This window comes from Microbacterium endophyticum (genome assembly GCF_011047135.1).
Taxonomy (GTDB): Bacteria; Actinomycetota; Actinomycetes; order Actinomycetales; family Microbacteriaceae; genus Microbacterium; species Microbacterium endophyticum.
In genome coordinates, this window is sequence record NZ_CP049255.1 from 2,253,373 (window position 1) to 2,272,384 (window position 19,012).

Below are 19,012 nucleotides of genomic sequence, written 5' to 3' on the forward strand. Positions count from 1 at the left end.
GCAGCGTCAGGAAGATCACTCCGCACGCTATCCACTGGCTACTCAGGTTGAGTGTCGATGACCACAATCCGCTCAGCACCTACGTATTGCGCCATCTTCGCGTTGACCCGGGCCATGAAGCGCGAGTCAGCATCGATGGGGACGGAGCGTCGAGAGATGGTGTGGTCACCATCGAATCATGCCAACACTTACGTATTTATCTGTTGGTATGCGGGAATGAGTCAGATGGCTCGCTTGCCGCTTGCCGCTTGCCGCTTGCCGCTTGCCGAGACCGGCACGGCAGATCGGCTGAGATACTGCATGTCATGCAACCCTTGCCGCTCTCCCAACGTCACGCCTTCTTGTCTTACATGCACGAGGACAAAGCCGCAGTGGATGAACTTCAAGAAGCTCTCGAATCTGCAGGAGTCCGGGTGTGGCGTGATACTCAAGATCTGTGGCCGGGAGAAGACTGGCAGGCCAAAATACGCGCTGCGATAAAGGCGGACAGTATCGCTTTCATCGCGTGTTTTTCTTCGGCAGCTTCGCGGAGAGAGAAGTCGTATCAGTATGCGGAGCTGGCTCTCGCGGTTGACGAGTACCAACTGCGCCCCCCTGCAACCTCGTGGCTATTCACTGTGCGATTCGATGAGTGTCCGATCCCGGAGTATTCGCTCGTAGGAGGCAAGACGCTGGAGGAGGCCGTTCAGCACGTGGATCTCTTCGGAGAAAAGAAAACAGTTCAGACCATTCGGCTCGTTCAGGCGGTCGGGCGAATCGTCAACCCGGAGAGTCGCCCATCCATAGCCACCGACGCTAAGTCGAGCGCGCGTGCGGCGAGCGGGACTGCTCGCGAACGTGCGGACACTATGAAACAGCTCCTTCGCGATCCGAACGCCGACATTGAACTCGAAGACTTCATGCGTGAGCTTGGCGAACCTCTGCGAAAAGAATTCGGCAATGATGAAGATTTCCCTGCAACGGTTGAAGATAGAACATATGTCGGCTTTTTCCCCGTCTGGGAGGGCCAGGTCCGGCACTATGAAACCGCTCTGGCGCCCGTTCTGGAGCCAGTGCGTCTCGCTGCCACCTACGGGCTACCGCGGCACAACCAGGCTTGGACGCAGTTCATGGGCTTGCTGACAGCAAGGATGATCGAAACCGACGGGTTACCTGTGCTCGTTCGACTGCGAAGTTACCCCGCGCTCATCCTTATGTACGTCGTCGCGATCGCGAGCGTTTCTCGTGAGAACTATTCGCCACTTCACGCGTTCGCTGTATCACCTACGGTACGGGACCGTTTCGATCCGAAGATCAAGGTACCCCTCGTGCGACAGGTCAACGTTCAGTCGGTAGGCCGTGACGTTGAGGTGCTGGCGTCGGCACTCGGACTGATTGATGACGGACGATCAGTCAACGACGAAACCATAACTGGTCTCGCAGAGAAGCGGATCGGAGGAAGGTTCACGCCGATGTCGGATCACCTTCATGCACTTCTTCGTGACCTGTTCGCCGACACTCTGTCCGAGGATGCCGATTTTGCTGATGCATTCGACCAGGCTGAAGTGCTTCTTGATGCCCTGGCCAACGACGCGGCGTTGCAGGGACAACAGCGGTACGGCAACCGGGGTGGCTTTGGTCGCTATACCTGGCGGCACAAACATGCAGAAAAGCCAGTAGAAGCCCTCATGCTCGAGCAGGTCGAACGGCTGGGGGCCGCGTGGGGCCCTGTCGCTTCCGGACTATTCGGCGGAGACTCTGCACGTGCGATCGAGGCATTGAAAGTGGTAAACGAGTACGCTTCGGATGTTCGTCGCCGCCAACATTGATAGCACAGCCAAGTGCCGTATCTGCGGGTGGTGGCGCGGACGAGAGAATACGAAGCTCGAACGACCTCAACGATTACTTCGTTTGATTCGGATGCGTCGTGTGCACCTGCTCGAGGTAGACGGTCTGCCCATCGACGTAGAACCAGATGCGGGCGTCACCCTGGCGGGTGGGTTTGTGCTGCCATCTCATGTACGTCTTCCCGCCGCGCGAGACGACCCCGAGCTCACCTTTCAACGGATAGTTGGTCGGGGTGCGTTCGGTCGGAGTTCTTGTGAGGAAGTCCCACGAATCGGCGAGGGGCCCAAGGGTCGTGGCGCGAAGGTCGCGCCAGCCTTTCTCGGCCCCGGTTGAGGCGAAAACGATCGTGTACTCGGACTTCTTCGTTGGACGCTGTACCTGGTTACCCTTCGGCACTAGCTGGGGCGCTCCACCGTCGGCGTCGTGTCGAGCCACTCAACGGGTGCGGCGGAAAGCCCTGCAGCGATTGCGGTCGCTGTCTCACGCCAAGAGGTGAGCTCGGCCACAGCGAGGTGGGCCTGACCGGTCGCGAAAGAGGCCCGGGCAGCGGCGACAAGATCCTGCGCGCACGTGGCCTGGTCGGCAGCGCTCAGTGCGTGCATCCACTCGAACTTCCGAGCCATGCGAGAAGCGAGAGTTCCGTCTTCGTCGAGGGTGACCGTGATGAGGTCTGCAGCGAACTGCAGCAACCCTGCACGGGCATCTGCTTCTCGTTGCGACATGAGAACCAACGGTTCACCGTCACGCCGGGTGATCTGGACCGTGTGATCTTCGGCTTCCGCAAAGACGTCAGCTGAGTGCTTACTCAAGTCGGACGAGCGCCGCGAAGTGGCGTGAAGTTCATTGATCAGAGTCATGACACCATCCTATTCGGAATGTATTCGGAAGTCGATCTGTTCTTCGGAAGCAGCAAGACCCGCGATGGAGGGCTTGTCTATCTGTACTGACCCGCAGGCCCAGGTAGCTGCGTGATTCAGAGTTCAGGCGTGTCGTGTGTCTTGGGGTCACCGTTCTGCCCAAGACCCGCTCGATCAACCTGCACATCTCTTAGCTCGGGGAACCTGTCGGTTGGTTTTTGTGGCCGCTGCGCTGGTCTTGCCTTTGGACGGGCCTCTGTCTGGCTCGCGGAAGACACGTGCTCCATAGGGGCGGGGGTAGCGGCAGACTGCTGCCCACCCGATCGCATCATGTGCGAGGTGAACTGGCGAGGGCGGATCATCAGCCGGCCATTCCACGCGGGACCCAGATCGATCAAGTGATGGTCAGAGGACACAATGACGTCAGCGTCGACGGAGGGGTCTTTCGCCAGTGCGAGGATGTGGTTGTCCTCGTGGTCCCCGATAGCGTGGTCACGCACAACGGGGTCAACGATCGCCCCGCCGGTTAGCTCGCAGGTCTCGACGATGAACTCGATGAACTTGCGACGGGTCTGTTCCGACTGTCCGTTCGCGTGCATGACCCTGTTGATGTTGCGCAGGATATGCGGGGAAACGAAGAGGGCATAGCGATCGTCGAACGCGAGAGCGAGCGTGTCGGCTGCGGGAGAAGAAGAGGGGAGGTTGTCTGCTGTGGGTAAGAGGATCCTTCCATCTTCACGACCGATGTAGTCGAGGAAGACGTTGACGTCGAGGACGACGTTGATCCTGCGCGCAGAGCGTGTGCTCACGAGCCTTCGAGATTTTCGATGAGGGCCAGGGTCTCCGCGGACGTAAAGACCCTGCCGCCGCGCTCAGCGAGTGCCTCGTCGTGAAGAGACTCCATCTGCTCACGGACTTCGTGAAGTCGCTGCAGGCGGAGCCGCTCTTTGAACTCGGCGATGGCGACCCGAAGAAACTCGCTGCGGTTGCCGCTGCCGAACGCGGCGGCGAGCTCATCGAGGAGAGGCAGGTCCGCTTCTTCGACGGCGAAGCTGATGGGGCGAGCGGCCATATCGGGCCTCCTACTCAGATTAGTAATGCGTTATTAATCGTATTCCCCCTACCAGCGAATGAGGGGTGCTGGCGGAATAGTTGCCGATGTGATAGCTGTACACGCCGGGTCCAGAGATGAGATGCAGGCCTGTCTTCTCGCAGGTCCACGTGAAGGTCATGCGGCGGCGGAACCAGCGATGAACGACTCGGCCGCCTCGGCGACAGCGCTGTGGCGGTCCTCGCGGATCGCCGTGATTGGGGTGTCCTCCCGCAGCTGTGGGTTGCCGCCTATGAACCACTGCCGCGCGACGTGCTCACCATCGGCCGCGGCCAGAAGAGTCCACTGCCGGTGCGCGAAAGTGAGGCGCCGGGTGGCGTCCGATCGTGGCTCGGGGCCGTCGTCCTTAGCCCAGCGGATCGGCAGCTTGCTGTCTTTGGACCCGGCGAGCGAGGCAACGAGCGTCGGACCAAGGGACGCGTTGAGCTCACGGACGATTTCGTGGATGTCCATCCGCATAGTGCGCCCGTGCTGGGTGGTGGGGGTCAGGGTCTCCATGCCCTCAGGATACCCGTGTTCTACCCGTAAAGCCACCCTAGTTACACCTGGTCGTCACGACGCAGCGCGTCTCAACGTCGAAGGTCTTTAGGTGAGCTTCTCAAGCGCGTCAACGGCTCACTGTTCACTCTGAATTCGAGCGAGACACATCAGACACGGCCGTCGACGACGATGAACGCGACGCCGTCTTCATGTACCCAATCATTAACAATCCGAAGCGATCGCTTGGTCAACTCATTGCGGAAAGTGACGATGTCGTCCTCGTCGAAGCCCCATAGGCGACTGACGCTTTCCGGCTTGTAGGGGGCGAGAGCGTAGACGTTGACACGACCGACGTGGGAACTGAAATGCACTTCAGGCGGCAGCTCAATGCCGGCGCTCTTGTCTTCTTTCGTGGGTCGACCGGAGTGCGTGCCGTATCTTTCGTCGTTGTGCACGATCGTGGCAATCTGATCGAACGCGCGCAGATGGGCAGCTGTCGGGTACGCGGGTCGCTCGGCTGCGAGTAGGGCGTTGTACTGGGCCAGCAGCTGTCGCTCCTCGTGGCGGTGTGCGCGACGGAGCTCTTCGAACGCTGAGCTGTCGGTATTGATCCGGGCTCGCAGTTCGACGATCTCGTCGGTGTCGTACTCACTCGCGGAGTAGATGAGTGTCATGACTGACGCTCCTTTCGAGGTGTCTTTATGAGGGCGGGGTTTGATTTTCAGGCGCGCAAAAAACCGCCCAGCGCGGGTGTGCACTAGGCGGTCCTTTTGGGCGGATGTGGTTGGTCAGGGCGTTGACATAAGACTCTTGTATTCCGCGGCGAACTGCGCAGCAGCATGGTCGAATTCTGGGGCGCTGCTCAGCGTGCCCATCAGCTCAATCAGGTCGTCGGGCGAGTCAACTGCACGGTGATGGCTCAGTCGCACGCCCTCTGCGTAGTCTTGGGCCATTCTGCCGAGTATGCCGGTGCGATCCGATTGAGCGACGAGCCACCTATGGAACGGCGAATCGGGTTTCCGCATGGTCAGCGGAATCGTGAGCTCCTGCTCAAACGTTTCGCCGGCGGATGCTCGCATGAGAACCGCTTGCAGGCGCGTGTAGCCGGGAGGAAGGTTTCGGCCAGTCTTGGGTCGGTCACTGCCTCCGTTTAGCATCCGTCGGACGTGGTCGTGCTCTTCCCGACTGACCCCGATGCGCACGTTGGGGCTGTCTTCCTCGAACCTCATGGTCGGCAGTCCGATGGCGGTCGCTGCGAGAATCACGGCGCCGTTCGAGATGTATGGATCGATCGGGCCGAGCATCTGTTCGGCCGTGTGCTTCATCTCGTAGCTGCTCACCCACTCTCGCTCGTAGAGGTCGATCAGACTTGTGTCGAAGGGGATACCGGCCGCTGTGAGCGTCGGGGTGCCGCCGGGGGCGAGCGTCTTCGAGCGCGTGAACATCCGTAGGACTTCGGCGGCGAGCACGACCTCACGGAGGACTCGCTCTGAGAGCTGGTCCCGCATGGCGATGTCCGCGTGCAGACCGTTGCGACCGAATGTGCCGGCGTATCCGCTTCGTCCGAGAAGAGGGTCTTCCTCGAGCATGCGGAGCAGATCGCGCACGACGATGCGATCTCCGAGGAGGCCCTGATGGAGCGGGTCCTCGATGACGCGCAGCGCCTCGGTGTACTTCACGCCAGCGGCGTCTCGCCAGGCCTTCGCGTCGCGCGTGATATCGGGATCGCGGTTGGTGCAATCAGTCAACTCGAACTCATTTCTGGACGTCACATCCCACGCCTGCGGCGCCCTCATGAGAGAGAACGTGATTTCACAGGTACTGCAGCTCTGAATCCGCCTCGGTTGTCCTCGGTGCCTGACCCGCGTGGGGGATCAGACTCGGAGTGTGGCGGTCCAGACCGCCGAAATTTCAGTATAGCTATGGCAGACGACAGTGGTGTCGACCCGTAGATGAAGAGGGGTGCAAGCAGGTATACAGCCTGCGACCGCGGCGATGCCCAGAAATGATGCGTGTTTCGCCGTGATATCAGTGGGTGGGCGTGACGTTCACTTCATCGAGAGCGAAAGAAATGGTTCGAATGATCCTCCAACGGACGGTTCACCAGTGCGACGCCGGAGAGCCTCCGCACATCCGTGCTGACGACACAGCAGCGGTTACGCCCGAGTTGCCGGGAGATCCGCGCCGCTGAGGCACTGCGATCCACTCTTTGGGAAGCGACGCAGGAACTGACACGCGTACTGCTCGACGTCTTCGGGGCTCTCAGTGATGCCTGACGAGAGATCACTGTCGCAAGCTCCGAGGTCAGCGCGTGCGCATCCGGGGCACTTCAACGAAGCAACCATGGACACCGTCACCTGCGCAGTCCGCCCTGAAGAGGCCCGATGGCTCATCCCAGCGGTTGTGACCGGAGAGTTGGTGGTCAAGCCCAGGGATCAGGCGCCCACGAAGGCCGACGCCGCTGCGAGCACCCCGGGCACCGCATCGTCGAAGCTGTCCTCGTGCAGCACACGTGCGGGCGAACGGTCGGCGAGGTGCGGGTTCATCCCCTGGAACCAGGTGGGGACGACAGCATCGCCTTCGCTCTCGCTGATGAGGGTCACAACACGATGCGCCAGGCGCAGACGATTCTCAGTCGAGGGCGTGGGGCGGCGAGTAGCTTCGGCCCACTCGCGAACGGTCCGGGTCTCGGAGACGCCAGCGATGTACGCCACGAGCTTGGCGCCGAGGGCAACGCGTAGGTCTTCGACGATCTCAGCAGTGGTGCGTCGGATTGAGTCGCTGTAGGCCTTCAGTTCCGTTGCTCCGATCGCTGTGCTCATGGCCGTGCGGTATCACCGCCCCAGCCACGAAAACAGCATGGATGCCAACCATAATTCCTCTCAAGATGCCGACATCGGATCTCCCTGATCATGTTTTGATGGGGTCGCACCATGTCCTGCGCCAACTCAAAATTGCTGTAGTCAGGAATGGTGCGATGGATGCCAATGAAAGCATCGGCGATGTCGGTCGCATCGAGATGATCAGCTGTGTGCCACTTGCCCTTTCACGCCGTGCGTATTGAACGCTGTATAGAGAGCGTCCAATGCGCTGAAGAGATCGAAAAACTCGGAGACGTGGCGTGATTCGCCCTGGGCTCGCGTCAACTTTCACAGATCGAAAAGTCGGACCGAAGCCCAGGGCTAAACAGGGCGTACTTCCCCGTGGGGTTGTGAATGCCCATTGAGGAGGGGGTGCTCGGTGACTGTCGGTGCGGAGTCTGTGCCATCGCGTCCATCAGAGGACGCAAACCGGCCTGCGCAGCGGGCCGGTGTCGCTTACGCGACGGCTTCGTTGCGAGCAATGCCGATCTCGTCCAGCAAGCTTTTGAGTGTGCGGGTTTGGAGCAGCGGTTCTCCGCGCTTCTTGTAGTCGCTGTTGACGATTTCGCGAAGTTCATGTGCGCGGCGAAGGCGCTTGATTTCCGCCTCCGCGCGCCACGGCGCGGGGGTGTTCTGCAGGAAAGCGACTTCGCCGGCCTTCGAATGAAGGTAATGGGAACGGTGGTCGGACGTCGGCCCGGTCACCGAATTACTGCATGCCCCGACACGGCACCGTCCGATCCGTGTGCGAATGTCGCTGTGCTCAAGCAGCGCAGCTGCGCGACTCTTCTTGAGCGTCATCGCCAGCCCGGGAAGATACACCCCTTCCCACTGTCCGCCTCCGAGTGTCCGACCATCCGCTCCACGCCGCGGAGGCTGATTCTGCCGCTGATAATCGGATGCGAGGTTTACTTTCTCTCCCATGCCGATGCCGGACGAGAATGAGGAGATATATCCAAGGGCGTAGGCGACCTGACCGATGTTCCCAGCATGCCCGAGCGTGACCGCTACCCCCGCGGACGTGAACATCTGGGTAGCTGCGAACACTGACCGGATCTTCGTGATGCTGTCGTGCTCACCGCCGAGAGGACTGAAGCGGAGATCGACCTGATCGAACCCAAGTCGTGCGTAGTCTTCCGCAACCTGCGCAAGCGTCTGGGCGCTGACTCGACTCTTCATCGTGACGATCGGACGAACCGGGAGATCCGTCATCGTGCGGGTTATGTCTGCGAGATCCAGGTTCAGGTTCATTGAACGCTCGTCCTGGCCGAAAAAGTACGCGGGAGTGATGCTCGAAACGAGTCCGACCTGAGCGTCCACCACGGACTCCGCTAGGCGCTGACGAGTGCTGTCACTTGCTGCAAGCTCAGCCACTCGATATCCCTCCTCGCGGTATCCAGGAAGTTGCTGAAGGTGCAGGCCGGGATGCTCAAGGCGATCAGTACGCGGGTCGAGAAACACTGCGATGCCTTCCGAGTGCGCAACCTCCGCGACGGCCTCCTGGTGGCTCGCGTACTTGGCTTCCAGGTTGATAGCAGTCACGCCATCGTGATCGCGGCCGAGGTAGTCCTCGACGGAGTGATGGTCGGTTCTCCCGACGTGAAACTCGATGCCCATGTCCCTAACCCTCCCTAGGATGACAGAAGTATGTCATACTTAACGCCAGAAAGACCACCAGAGGATGGACAAATTGAACGTCAATACGGCTACAGCCCTCGCGCACAAGGTCTCGAACATCATTGATCAGCTTGGCCTTACGCAAGAAGAGGTCGGCGCCATCGTCGATGCTTCTGCGCGGTCGGTAGCGCGGTGGTCGATGGGGGATGTCGTTCCCCAGCGATTGAACAAGGCGAGGCTTCTGGAACTTGCGTATGTGGCGGGTGCGGTGACAGAAATCCTGCCGGCATCTCAGGCCAACCTCTGGATGTTCACCCCGAGTCGCTTACTCAACCACGACACCCCAGCCCAACGGATCCATGACGGTCGCTATCGAGATGTCCTGGATCTAATCGAGGCGATAGCTGACGGGATAGTCGTTTGAATGGCGAGCTCGACGAGAACCTCGTCGAGCGCATCGATGAGCTGCCACGGCGAGCGATCAGCGAGACGTTCCACCGGTACGCGACCTCACGCCGAGATCCTCTTTCGGGGGCAGGGGCGCGCGCATTCGGTGGGCGATGGAACCCGCGCGACATCTTTGGGGCCATCTATTTAGCTACTCCCATCGATGCTTGTGCCGGAGAAGCGCGCCGCGCTGCCTCCGCCCTCGCCACGACCCCTGAGACGATGCTCGAGGCCTCGTATCTGCTTCACACCATTGCCGTAGATGACGTCCTAGTGCTGGATCTAACTGATCCGGAAGTCTTGGAGAAACTAGGGCTGACACTCGCGGACGTCGCGGATGACGATTGGACCGCCTGCCAGTCGGTGGGACACGCTGCGTGGTTCCTTGGCTTCCAAGGGGTCCTTGCTCCGTCGGCGTCCGGGGCGGGGCTTGTCCTGGCGGCCTTCGAGGGGCGACTCGAGCTCCACCAGCTGGCTGTCAAAGATTCGGTTCCGTTCACGCCTCATCTTTACCGATCGCTGTCTGGGAGCACCGTGCATGTCCGGGGTACCCACTTGTGAGTGCATTCGCTGGAGCCCGGCGAATGCCGCGGCTGCTACAGCGTCGACTGTAGAGACGCCAGAACGTGTCAAGCGGCGTGAGTTTGGTAGCAGTAGACACGGCAAGCGTGAGAGGAACACACGATGGCGTTCGACGGCAGGAGCAAGAATGCGCCTCAGCATTTCGACACTTCTGAGGAGATGTGCCGCAGCCACACGACGCCTCGTGCCAACGAGGCCGTCACTGGGTGCTGGCGGCACCAGGATGATGTGATCCGCGCCTATGTGGATGAACACAGGGAGACCGCTGATCTCGCCCTCGAACTCTCGACGGGCACAGGGAAGACGCCGCCTGGACTACTAATCGGCGAGTGGGTGCGCCGGAAGGGCGAGGGTCCAGTCCTGTACGCGTCGCCGACTACGCAGTTGGCGACGCGGGTCGCTAGCGCGGCGAAGCGCGAGGGCATCCCTGTCGCGCTGCTGACCGGTAGGCATGACGATTGGGGCTCGTCCGAGGAGTTGGCCGTGCACTCGGGTGAAGCTATCGGGGTTATTGCACACAGCTCCATTTTCAATAGTCGGCCTTACGTGCCCATCCCGCGGCTCCTCATCTTCGATGAAGCGTATGCGGGCGAGCAGTTCGTCGGAAACAAGCACCGTGTAGACATCCGCCGCTCCGAAGACGAGGCGGCGTACGTTGCTGTACTGGAAGCGCTAAAGCCGTTCTTGTCGGGCCTGCAACTCCAACAGCTCGAAGACACCACGGGTCCAGGATCCCACCATGCTGTGCGTCTCCTCGTCCCCGCTGTCGAGCCAGCCGTGATGGCGGTGCTTGACGCGACACTGGCGAAGCTCGGCAATCCGCTCAAATACGACCATGCAATAATGCGCGCTGGTTTCGACTCCAGCCTGGTATATCTATCGTGCGGCGGCATCCAAATCCGCCCGATCATCCCGCCCACGTCTGACAACAAGGTCTTCGCGCAAGCGAGGCAGCGGATCTATCTCTTCGCGATCTTGGGCGTTAGTGGTGAGTCGAAGTGAGCCTGCGGACGTGCGCCGATTGTCCGGATACCGCTGAAGTCGAAGACAGCCCTGCGATCAGGGAAGGGACTTTTCGTGTTCCTCGATATAGTCGCCGGTGACCATAGCCTCTAGCTCACGATGGAGATCGTGGCGCTGACGGGCGAGGGCTTATTCTTCGAGCTGCTCTTTGAACTCTGCGGTGGTGACCCGAAGGAACTCACGGCGGTTGTCGTTGGCGAACTCTGTGGAGACCTCGTCAAGCAGAGGAAAGTCCGCCTCTTCGATGGCTAAGCTGATCGGCTGAGCGGAGACGGCAAGCCTCGTGGATGTCTTAATAATCGAGTACTCATAGCTTGGACTGCTTCCGGGAGACAACGCTCTCGCGTTGCTGCTCCGCGTCCTTTCTATGCGTTTAGTGGCAAGTCCGGCGTGAACTGGACGCACCCGTTTTCGTCACCAGAAATATCGATTCGATCCGGCAGGCCGTCTTTACTCGGGCCAAGGGACGCGACGAAGCGGGCCCACGGTCGCGACGCCCGCTCGTCACGCTCTCGAAGGGAATTCGGGTACACACCTGCCATCGCAAGGACTTCGTATGCTTCGTCCGGCAAATACTGCGTGCGGTTAAGCGGCGCATGGAAAAACCCCCACAACTGCACAAATCCCTGCTCGATGACGACGCACGGCTGAAGTGTGTTCTCGGTCCACAAACCGCCTCTTGTCGAAAGAGAAAACCCATCTTCGAATGCGGCTTCGCTGTTGCGAAAGACGCGCGCAACGCGTCCCCCTTGAGCCCAGTTCGGAAGGCCCGTTCCATCTTCATCGTCGAGAAAGCGCAGCCATGCCTGGAACGAGGTTTGACCCGTATCTGAAGGGTAAAAGCCCGTTTCGTCAATCCCAGGGGCTCTAACCGGCAACCAGTTAGTGGAAGGGAACCTCTCCTCGCGGAGCAGATCTCCGAATGGCACGATAAGTCGATCCCCCATGCGCTTAGGGATCTCTCGTGAGTGGACGGGCCACTTCCTGCTGGTCTTCCAGGTGGACGGGTCTTCAATGTCAACCGCATCACAGAAGCGCCAACCTACGATCTCTTCGGCTATCTCTGGTCTTATCCCCGCACGAGTCAAAGCCTCGATTGAAAGCGAGCAACCGCTTCCGTTGTATCCGACGGTAGCTGCCGAAACACCGACCCATTGCCCGTTATCGAGGAGCCACATCATGCACGGAGATTCGCTCTCCTGGCTCTCTAACAAGAGGGCTCGGGGATCGATCTCTGATTGGAAGAGCACATCCGCTTCCGAGAAAGCCGACACACTCCTTGTGATTCGCGCACCGATCGACGTCACGTAGTCGCCTGCGAGCGTGTTTTCCATCACGGGGACAAGAGTCTCAGGTTCTGGAGGGAGTTCCCGCGATGACGCTTCGATCAGATTTCCGACGTGGGTATGAGAGAAGCCCAGCAGCCGCGCGATGGCAGATTTTGATGCATATCGGTCGGAAGCCAATGCCTTCGCTGCTGTAGAGCCCATCGCTACATCCACTCGATGCATCTCGTCGACCAAGCGCGTGCGCTGCGCGCGCAGGAGAACGAGTTCTTTCTCGATTCGCTTGTCCATAGTTCACATCCTGCAACAGGCCGCCCGATGCTGCAAGTGTTGTTACAGTCGGTGGACGTTCCAGACAATCCCACATGCGCTAGCCAGCCATGCCTGCGACAGGATTGCTAGCTATTGGGGCCGTCTACGCGCTGAGGTGCATGGAGACGCTCGACTTCTTGAACCCGCGGGGAAGGCCGTCGTCGATGCGAATCGGCGCCGAGAACCGATCAGCGTCATGACGATCTATCTGAACGCTGGGACAGCGCTCGCAACGGCTCTCGAGGTCCGCTCCCAGCTCAGTCGAGACGCCAGATCATCTGCGAGTTGCGGGAGGAATAAAGGCGGGTTTCCGCGACGTGCACTTTCTCACAGCTCGACACACGTGCCAACCTTCACACGAGCAACCAATACTGGTATGCGGCTAAAGCCCGACAACGATGAGCTGGCACCATTCGCACCAGTAGCCACGTCCCGACGGTCTTAGCACCGTTCCACACTGTGGACAATGAGGCGCTGCAGCTGCGCCAAGCCCGTCGTCTGAAATCGCGTTCTTCATGCCTCGCACGTTAGCGAATACCCCAGGACTGCGTCAGAAACTCTCCACAAGCCGGAGCCCAGTTGGACGACTGATCTTTTTGAGAGTTGTTATTGCTATGGCACTCTGGCCGTCGGTGCTTCGAAGTCGCGGGGATGTAGAGGGTCGGAGCCGCAGAGAAGAAACAATTCAAGCCGAGGCGGCGCTCATGCGCATACCGCTCGGCGCCAGACAGCTGTGGCAGAGCTCGCCCCTCACGGATCGTCGCCCGCTCAGCGCATCGATGCCGCACGGTTCGGACTGGATTGAGGCTAGGCATTCTCGAGCCAGTGAATGTCTAGGCTGTCGGCCGCCCCTTGAAGCGTGGTCACGCGCTTTCCTTTTCCAACGGGTCTTATTCGAACTTTCATCAGCGCGCCAATGACCAGACGCTTTCGAGCGAGAGTCGCTGTTTCCCACCAAGCTCGCACGTCCTCCACCTCGGAAAGCTCTGCGAGTGGGTTTACTTTGATAGCCATCGCGATTTGGTCGGTGATGAGCTGAAGTTCTCTCGCGACCTCGTCGAGGCTCTCCAGCGCGTCAGCGTCGGTCATTAAGCCTCGTACAACGAAATTCGCAATCGACCGGCGTCGAGCTGTCAGCACTTCACGTTTCGTATGGAGCAATGCCACGTCGATCGGAGCTTCATGCGGAGCGACCAATCCGACCGCATCGTTGGTTGAGAGTCGACGGATACACATCTCTGAAATGAACTCATCGATGATGTCACCGTTGCGCATGAAGTGCCCCTGTGGGCAGCGATACGCGTGGTAACGCTGAGACGGCGCGGCGACTGCGTCTTTGACGCGGAGGGTTGGGTGGGTTTCCCCTCGCGCCGATCTGACAGGGCTGGCACAAATTGCACACACAGCGAGACCCGACAACAACCACTTGCGCGCGGTGCCGCTATGGTTCGGCTTCACTGCGATGAGCCGTGCTCTGCTCGTCACCAAGATATCTCGATCGATGATCGCTTCCCATGCCCCTGCCGTGCAGGCCTCGAGATCAATAGCTGCGGCATCAAACTTCCCGCTCGGCTGCGCAGGCGGTAGTAGCGCCGCGTATAGCGGGTTCAGTAGCACTCTGCGAACGGTGGACGAGTGCCAGCGCACCCCCTGCCGTGTCAGCCTTCCTGAGTCGCTGAGGTCGCGAGCAATCTGAGCCAGCGGAGCTCCCGTGAGGAATTCGTTGAAGATCTGACGCACATCTTCGGCTTCCGTTTCGTCCACCCTGTAGCGCGTCCCTCCGGCGTCTCGCTCGATGCCAGGAACCCACCTGTAGCCGTGTGGCGGCTTTCCGGGTGTCGGATGCCCTGCGAGTCGGCGCCCGACCGCGTATCTCGCAGCTCGCTCGGTCTTGATTTTGACTTCACGTTCGCCGAGGAGAACGAGTTGCTTGAGCATGAAGTCATCGAGGTCAGTATCGATACCTTCGCGGATCACGATGACCCTGATATTCCGGCGCGGGGGACGGATGTCAAGCACATCAATGAGGCTTCGAGTGATTCGAGAAGTCTCCGTGACGATGATCGCATCAAACTCGCCCTTGTCAAAGGCTTTTAGCATCGCGGACCAAGCGGTCTTCGGCCCGCGTTCTTTCGAAGCGGACGTGTCGTTATCCTGATATTCCTCGACCAGTGTCCAGCGACGTCGAATGACTTCTGCACGGCAGTCTTCGAGCTGCTGAGTGATTCCCTGGTCCTCGTCCACAGATTGCCTGGCGTAGATTGCGACGCGAGGGACTCTGGGCTCAGGGGCTGGCATGGCTCAATCTTGTCAGAGTATGCCTAAAGCCGTTCACGGCGGCGGCCGTGGCGTTTGCCGGGCTGCTCGTGGTCATCATGCGATCCGATGAGGTGCGCGGCATCCTGGAAGATCTCGTGCGCCGCGCCCTGACCGTCGCATGATCAAGCGGTGGGGCGAGCGTGGTTCGGTGACCGCCGAGTTCGCGGTCGCCCTGCCCGCCGTGCTCGTCGTTGTGGCACTCGCTGTTGGCACGCTCGGCGCGGCGTCTCGTCACGTCAGGCTTCAGGATGCCGCGGCAGACGCCGCGCGATGGGTCGCACGGGGTGAAGACGCGACAAGCGCAATCGCCCTTGTCGGCGACGCGGTCTCGGGCGCGGCGGCGTCGATCGAGCAGCGTGGCGATCTGGTCTGCGTCGTAGCGAGCGCCCCGGCTGGCGTAGCGCTTGCTTTCGTCGAGCTTCATGCGTCATCGTGCGCGCTTGCCGGAGGGATCTGATGGCAGGGACACTCTCCGCGCTCGGCATCGTGGCGGCAACCGCAGTGCTGAGCGTAGGACTGGTTACGGCAGGAAGTGCAGCCGTTGCCGGACAACGGTTGGCGAGCGCTGCGGACTCGGCAGCCCTTGCCGCCGCAGACACGGCGTCGGGCGCCGAGATTGGTGTGCCGTGTGATCGGGCGGCCGAAGTCGCCGCCACGTTCGGCGCTGTCGTCTCCTCGTGCGCACTCGATGGGCTCATCGCAACCGTGAGTGTGACCGGGACTTTCTTGCGCTGGCAGACAACTGCATCGGCACGTGCCGGCCCGCCGCAGTGAGCGCCGCAGCGGCGCGCGAAACGCCCAAAATGATTGCGCGCGGGGCGAACCTGGCGCGGCGATGCGCCGAGGTCACAGTCTGTGGTGTGTATGGTGTGCAACGAAGAAAGGACCACACGTGGCTACCGGCAGCAAGGCTCAGGGCAAGAAACTCGTCATCGTAGAGTCGCCCACAAAAATGACCTCGATTCAGGGGTACCTCGGCGATGGCTATGAGGTGTTGAGCTCTGTCGGTCATATCCGCGACTTGGCCAGCAAGAAAGACATTCCCGCCGATAAAAAGGCGTCGTATGGCAAATATTCAATCGACGTCGACAATGACTTCGACCCCTATTACGTCGTCAACGACCGCAAGACGAAGACGGTTGCAGAACTCAAGCGGGCGGTGAAGACAGCCGACGAGGTATTGCTCGCCACTGATGAGGACCGCGAGGGTGAAGCCATCGCGTGGCACCTGCTCGAAGTGCTGAAGCCGAAGGTTCCCGTCAAGCGCATGGTCTTTCACGAGATCACGAAAGACGCCATCAAGGCTGCCGCCGAGAACACGCGTGAGCTTGACCTCGCGCTTGTCGATGCTCAAGAAACACGCCGCGTGCTCGACCGCCTGTTCGGTTGGGACGTTTCCCCTGTGCTCTGGCGCAAGGTCGGCTCCGGCCGCGAAGGTGCCGCTCTCAGCGCAGGCCGCGTGCAGTCGGCAGCAACCCGCCTCGTCGTCGAGCGCGAGCGCGAGCGCATGGCATTCGTGTCGGCGTCGTACTGGGACATCGAAGCTCTCGTGCAGAAGGGCACGGATGCCTTCTCCACGCGTCTCGTGCGGGTAGATGGTGCGCAGCTTGCGCGTGGCACCGACTTCGACGACTCCGGTCAGCTCAAAAAAGCTGTGCTCGTGCTGAGCGAGAAAGACGCACAGGAACTCGCCGCGGCCGTCGTCGCTGCAGGCGAGGCATCCGTTTCGAGCGTCGAGGCGAAGCCCGGGACTCGGAGCCCCAAGGCTCCCTTCACCACTTCGACGATGCAGCAAGAGGCGGGGCGCAAGCTCTCGATGAGCGCGAAGCACGCGATGAGCGTTGCGCAGCGGCTGTATGAAAAGGGTTTCATCACCTATATGCGTACCGACTCGCAGTCGCTGTCGACGCAGGCGATTACGGCAGCCCGCGAGCAGGCTGTGGCGCTCTACGGCGATCGTGCGGTTCCGGCGAACCCCCGTGTGTACCGCAGCAAGTCCAAGAACGCCCAAGAAGCTCACGAGGCCATTCGTCCGTCGGGGGAGCATTTCCGTACCCCGAGCTCAGTTTCTAGCAGCCTCGACCGTGATGAGCAGCGTCTCTACGACCTCATCTGGAAGCGCACCGTCGCAAGCCAGATGTCCGATGCCAAGTACGAAACGACGACAGTCACGATGGCCGTGATGGCCGGTGGCAAGAAGGCAGAGTTCACCGCGTCCGGCACCGTGTACACCTTCAAGGGCTTCCTCGAGGCGTACGAAGAAGGCAGCGACGAAAAGCGAAGCGATGCGGATCGCGCATCTGATCAGTCGCTCCCTGCTCTCGCCGTCGATGATGTACTCGGGGTGAACGACGTCGAGGCGAAGAGTCACGCGACCACCCCGAAGCCCCGTTACACCGAGGCGAGCCTCGTGAAGGCCCTCGAAGAAAAGGGCATCGGTCGTCCCTCGACCTTCGCGAGCATCATCGACGTCATCCTCGATCGTGGCTACGTCAGTAAGCGCGGTCAGGCGCTCGTTCCGAGCTGGCTCGCATTCAGCGTCGTGCGTCTTCTCGAAGAGCACTTTGCCGACCTTGTCGACTACGACTTCACAGCGGCACTCGAAGATGACCTCGACGCGATCGCCCGTGGTGAGCAACAGCGGACGGCGTGGCTCAAGGAGTTCTACTTCGGCTCTGAGGGGCACGTGGGTCTTCGAAACATTGTTGACAACCTCGGTGAGATCGATGCGCGAGAGCTCAATTCGACGCCGATTGGTGACGTCGCGACTCTGCGGTTCGGCAAGTACGGCCCCTACCTCGAAGTGCCCGACGCTACCGATCCAGAAGCCAAGGCGCGCATCGTCAATGTGCCAGAAGAGCTTGCTCCGGATGAGCTGACCCCCGCCAAGGCGCAGGAGCTTATTGATGCTCCTGTCGCGGGCGATCGTGTGCTCGGTGAGAACCCGGAGAACGGCAAGCTGGTCGTCGTCAAGGACGGCCGCTTCGGTCCTTACGTACAAGAGAACGACCCCGAAGAGCCGGAAGCAGTAGACGAAGCCACCGGTGAAGTAACTGAGTCTGCTCCCAAGAAGAAGACGGCCAAGAAGGCGGCGGCACCCAAACCCCGCACGGCATCGTTGTTCAAGAGCATGTCGGTCGACAGCGTCGATCTCGAAACTGCGCTCCGACTTCTTGACCTGCCCCGCGTGGTCGGCAACGACCCGGAGTCGGGCGAAGAGATCACGGCCCAGAACGGCCGCTATGGTCCGTACCTCAAAAAGGGTGCTGACTCGCGCTCGCTCGAAAGCGAACAGCAGATCTTCGACATCACGGTCGATCAGGCCGTCGAGGTGTACAAGCTGCCGAAGTACGGTGCGCGTCGCGCCTCAAGTGCGCTGAAAGAGTTTGACGCCGATCCTGTCAGCGGCAAGCCGATCAAGATCAAAGATGGCCGTTTTGGTGCCTACGTGACTGACGGCGAGACGAACGCGACGATTCCTCGTGGTGAGACTCCTGACGACGTCGATTTCGAACGTGCAAAGCAGCTATTGGCAGACAAACGCGCCAAGGGGCCTGCTCCCAAGCGCACCGCCCGCAAGACGACAACCCGCAAGACTCCCGCGAAGAAGAAGTGACCACGTCGGGGTTGTGGATCACGCTCGAGGGCGGCGACGGGGTCGGTAAGACGACTCAGGCGGCGCTGCTCGAAAAGTGGTTGGGTGAGCACGGCCGCAGGGTCGTGCGCACCCGCGAGCCCGGCGGTAGTGACGTGGGCGCACTGATTCGCGAGATTGTGCTGCACCACCGAGGCGATGTCGCGCCCCGGGCAGAAGCGCTGCTGTACGCGGCTGATCGCGCCCACCACGTCGCGACAGTCGTGCGCCCGGCTCTCGAGCGTGGTGACGTTGTCTTGCAAGACCGCTACCTTGATTCGTCGGTCGCGTATCAGGGAGCCGGGCGCGTACTCGACCCGGGCGAAGTGCGTTCGCTGTCACTCTGGGCGACAGAAAACGCGTTGCCTGACATCACTGTGTTGCTCGATCTTGACCCGAAGTTAGCTCGTGAGCGCCTGGATGCCGCGGACAAGCCTTTCGACAGACTCGAAGCCGAGAAAGCCGACTTCCACGCTCGGGTGCGGCACGCATTCCTTTCGCTCGCTGCAGCCGAGCCGAAGCGCTTTCTCGTCGTGGACGCGAGCCGCGACCCGGCCGACATTTCTCGCGCGATTCAACAGCGCATCACGGCACTCCTCTAGGGGCGCTTCTCTAGGGCTGCTCCGCTCGGGGAGGAACGTCAGCGGTCGCCAGTA

General features: G+C 60.7%; 21 protein-coding genes and 1 pseudogene. 11 read left to right on the plus strand and 11 right to left on the minus strand.

The genetic code is table 11. The features are described from left to right. Positions 1–305 precede the first annotated feature (305 nt). Positions 306–1,808 (plus strand): toll/interleukin-1 receptor domain-containing protein, encoded by a 1,503-nt coding sequence (locus G6N83_RS10485; RefSeq protein WP_165141833.1) that lies wholly within the window; start codon positions 306–308, stop codon positions 1,806–1,808. Positions 1,809–1,881: 73 nt separating this feature from the next. Here the strand turns inward: G6N83_RS10485 and G6N83_RS10490 are convergent, their stop codons facing one another. The 8 genes from G6N83_RS10490 to G6N83_RS10525 form a co-directional block, all read right to left on the minus strand. Beyond that, entirely contained in the window at positions 1,882–2,223 is a 342-nt protein-coding gene (locus G6N83_RS10490; RefSeq protein WP_165141834.1) for a hypothetical protein, read from the minus strand. Next, positions 2,223–2,684, minus strand: a complete 462-nt coding sequence (locus G6N83_RS10495) for a prevent-host-death protein (protein ID WP_165141835.1) — start codon at positions 2,682–2,684, stop codon at positions 2,223–2,225. The genes G6N83_RS10490 and G6N83_RS10495 overlap by 1 nt, the downstream gene beginning before the upstream one ends. A gap of 116 nt (positions 2,685–2,800) precedes the next feature. After that, positions 2,801–3,493 (minus strand): PIN domain-containing protein, encoded by a 693-nt coding sequence (locus G6N83_RS10500; protein ID WP_165141836.1) that lies wholly within the window; start codon positions 3,491–3,493, stop codon positions 2,801–2,803. Then, positions 3,490–3,756: a ribbon-helix-helix protein, CopG family gene (locus G6N83_RS10505; protein ID WP_165141837.1), complete on the minus strand. Its 267-nt coding sequence runs from the start codon at positions 3,754–3,756 to the stop codon at positions 3,490–3,492. The genes G6N83_RS10500 and G6N83_RS10505 overlap by 4 nt, the downstream gene beginning before the upstream one ends. A 156-nt stretch (positions 3,757–3,912) precedes the next feature. Next, the gene (locus tag G6N83_RS10510; RefSeq protein WP_165141838.1) at positions 3,913–4,293 is read right to left on the minus strand and encodes a hypothetical protein; all 381 of its coding nucleotides are present in this window, start codon (positions 4,291–4,293) and stop codon (positions 3,913–3,915) included. A gap of 149 nt (positions 4,294–4,442) precedes the next feature. Then, positions 4,443–4,949, minus strand: coding sequence for a hypothetical protein (locus tag G6N83_RS10515; RefSeq protein WP_165141839.1), 507 nt, complete (start codon positions 4,947–4,949; stop codon positions 4,443–4,445). Between the two features lie 114 nt (positions 4,950–5,063). Continuing rightward, positions 5,064–6,047 (minus strand): hypothetical protein, encoded by a 984-nt coding sequence (locus tag G6N83_RS10520; RefSeq protein WP_165141840.1) that lies wholly within the window; start codon positions 6,045–6,047, stop codon positions 5,064–5,066. Between the two features lie 663 nt (positions 6,048–6,710). Next, positions 6,711–7,097 carry a hypothetical protein gene (locus tag G6N83_RS10525; RefSeq protein ID WP_165141841.1) on the minus strand — a complete coding sequence of 129 codons (387 nt, stop codon included), beginning with the start codon at positions 7,095–7,097 and terminating at the stop codon, positions 6,711–6,713. 41 nt (positions 7,098–7,138) lie between these two features. On the opposite strand from G6N83_RS10525, the gene G6N83_RS13795 reads away from it, so the two are divergent. Further along, on the plus strand, positions 7,139–7,339 hold the full coding sequence (locus G6N83_RS13795) for a hypothetical protein (protein WP_206535808.1): 201 nt from the start codon (positions 7,139–7,141) through the stop codon (positions 7,337–7,339). A gap of 253 nt (positions 7,340–7,592) precedes the next feature. Here G6N83_RS13795 and G6N83_RS10530 read toward each other — a convergent pair whose 3' ends face one another. Next, a complete protein-coding gene (locus G6N83_RS10530; RefSeq protein ID WP_165141842.1) occupies positions 7,593–8,753 on the minus strand; it encodes a hypothetical protein in 1,161 nt (386 codons plus the stop codon). A gap of 73 nt (positions 8,754–8,826) precedes the next feature. Between G6N83_RS10530 and G6N83_RS10535 the strand changes: the two genes are divergently transcribed. The 4 genes from G6N83_RS10535 to G6N83_RS10550 all read left to right on the plus strand — a co-directional run bounded on the left by G6N83_RS10535 (position 8,827) and on the right by G6N83_RS10550 (position 11,057). Next, positions 8,827–9,177 carry a helix-turn-helix domain-containing protein gene (locus tag G6N83_RS10535; protein ID WP_206535809.1) on the plus strand — a complete coding sequence of 117 codons (351 nt, stop codon included), beginning with the start codon at positions 8,827–8,829 and terminating at the stop codon, positions 9,175–9,177. Then, positions 9,174–9,761 carry an RES domain-containing protein gene (locus tag G6N83_RS10540; RefSeq protein ID WP_165141844.1) on the plus strand — a complete coding sequence of 196 codons (588 nt, stop codon included), beginning with the start codon at positions 9,174–9,176 and terminating at the stop codon, positions 9,759–9,761. Before G6N83_RS10535 ends, G6N83_RS10540 begins: the two co-directional genes overlap by 4 nt. 264 nt (positions 9,762–10,025) lie before the next feature. Beyond that, complete coding sequence (locus G6N83_RS10545) at positions 10,026–10,784, plus strand: DEAD/DEAH box helicase family protein (RefSeq protein ID WP_165141845.1); 759 nt, start codon at positions 10,026–10,028, stop codon at positions 10,782–10,784. 120 nt (positions 10,785–10,904) lie between these two features. Continuing rightward, entirely contained in the window at positions 10,905–11,057 is a 153-nt protein-coding gene (locus tag G6N83_RS10550; RefSeq protein WP_165141847.1) for a hypothetical protein, read from the plus strand. 113 nt (positions 11,058–11,170) lie between these two features. Here G6N83_RS10550 and G6N83_RS10555 read toward each other — a convergent pair whose 3' ends face one another. Both G6N83_RS10555 and G6N83_RS10560 read right to left on the minus strand, forming a co-directional pair. Continuing rightward, positions 11,171–12,382: a hypothetical protein gene (locus G6N83_RS10555; protein WP_165141849.1), complete on the minus strand. Its 1,212-nt coding sequence runs from the start codon at positions 12,380–12,382 to the stop codon at positions 11,171–11,173. An 828-nt stretch (positions 12,383–13,210) separates the two neighbouring features. Continuing rightward, positions 13,211–14,701, minus strand: coding sequence for a recombinase family protein (locus tag G6N83_RS10560; protein WP_241246187.1), 1,491 nt, complete (start codon positions 14,699–14,701; stop codon positions 13,211–13,213). A gap of 35 nt (positions 14,702–14,736) precedes the next feature. Between G6N83_RS10560 and G6N83_RS10565 the strand changes: the two are divergent. The 5 genes and pseudogenes from G6N83_RS10565 to tmk form a co-directional block, all read left to right on the plus strand. Beyond that, positions 14,737–14,844: pseudogene (locus G6N83_RS10565) on the plus strand (DUF4244 domain-containing protein); the annotation flags it as partial. A 26-nt stretch (positions 14,845–14,870) separates the two neighbouring features. Continuing rightward, positions 14,871–15,179 (plus strand): TadE family type IV pilus minor pilin, encoded by a 309-nt coding sequence (locus G6N83_RS10570; protein ID WP_241246189.1) that lies wholly within the window; start codon positions 14,871–14,873, stop codon positions 15,177–15,179. Then, positions 15,179–15,496 (plus strand): Rv3654c family TadE-like protein, encoded by a 318-nt coding sequence (locus G6N83_RS10575; RefSeq protein ID WP_165141855.1) that lies wholly within the window; start codon positions 15,179–15,181, stop codon positions 15,494–15,496. The genes G6N83_RS10570 and G6N83_RS10575 overlap by 1 nt, the downstream gene beginning before the upstream one ends. 178 nt (positions 15,497–15,674) lie before the next feature. Then, on the plus strand, positions 15,675–18,338 hold the full coding sequence (gene topA, locus G6N83_RS10580) for a type I DNA topoisomerase (protein ID WP_241246342.1): 2,664 nt from the start codon (positions 15,675–15,677) through the stop codon (positions 18,336–18,338). Further along, a complete protein-coding gene (tmk, locus tag G6N83_RS10585; protein ID WP_165141859.1) occupies positions 18,335–18,958 on the plus strand; it encodes a dTMP kinase in 624 nt (207 codons plus the stop codon). The genes topA and tmk overlap by 4 nt, the downstream gene beginning before the upstream one ends. Positions 18,959–19,012: the final 54 nt, after the last annotated feature.

Coding starts and splice junctions, on each gene's coding strand:
- G6N83_RS10575 (WP_165141855.1), top strand. CDS start 15,179: ATGGCAGGGACACTCTCCGCGCTCGGCATCGTGGCGGCAACCGCAGTG.
- G6N83_RS10560 (WP_241246187.1), bottom strand. CDS start 14,701: ATGCCAGCCCCTGAGCCCAGAGTCCCTCGCGTCGCAATCTACGCCAGG.
- G6N83_RS10515 (WP_165141839.1), bottom strand. CDS start 4,949: ATGACACTCATCTACTCCGCGAGTGAGTACGACACCGACGAGATCGTC.
- G6N83_RS10525 (WP_165141841.1), bottom strand. CDS start 7,097: ATGAGCACAGCGATCGGAGCAACGGAACTGAAGGCCTACAGCGACTCA.
- G6N83_RS10550 (WP_165141847.1), top strand. CDS start 10,905: ATGGAGATCGTGGCGCTGACGGGCGAGGGCTTATTCTTCGAGCTGCTC.
- G6N83_RS10530 (WP_165141842.1), bottom strand. CDS start 8,753: ATGGGCATCGAGTTTCACGTCGGGAGAACCGACCATCACTCCGTCGAG.
- G6N83_RS10555 (WP_165141849.1), bottom strand. CDS start 12,382: ATGGACAAGCGAATCGAGAAAGAACTCGTTCTCCTGCGCGCGCAGCGC.
- topA (WP_241246342.1), top strand. CDS start 15,675: ATGACCTCGATTCAGGGGTACCTCGGCGATGGCTATGAGGTGTTGAGC.
- G6N83_RS10485 (WP_165141833.1), top strand. CDS start 306: ATGCAACCCTTGCCGCTCTCCCAACGTCACGCCTTCTTGTCTTACATG.
- G6N83_RS10505 (WP_165141837.1), bottom strand. CDS start 3,756: ATGGCCGCTCGCCCCATCAGCTTCGCCGTCGAAGAAGCGGACCTGCCT.
- G6N83_RS10495 (WP_165141835.1), bottom strand. CDS start 2,684: ATGACTCTGATCAATGAACTTCACGCCACTTCGCGGCGCTCGTCCGAC.
- G6N83_RS10510 (WP_165141838.1), bottom strand. CDS start 4,293: ATGGAGACCCTGACCCCCACCACCCAGCACGGGCGCACTATGCGGATG.
- G6N83_RS13795 (WP_206535808.1), top strand. CDS start 7,139: ATGCCAACCATAATTCCTCTCAAGATGCCGACATCGGATCTCCCTGAT.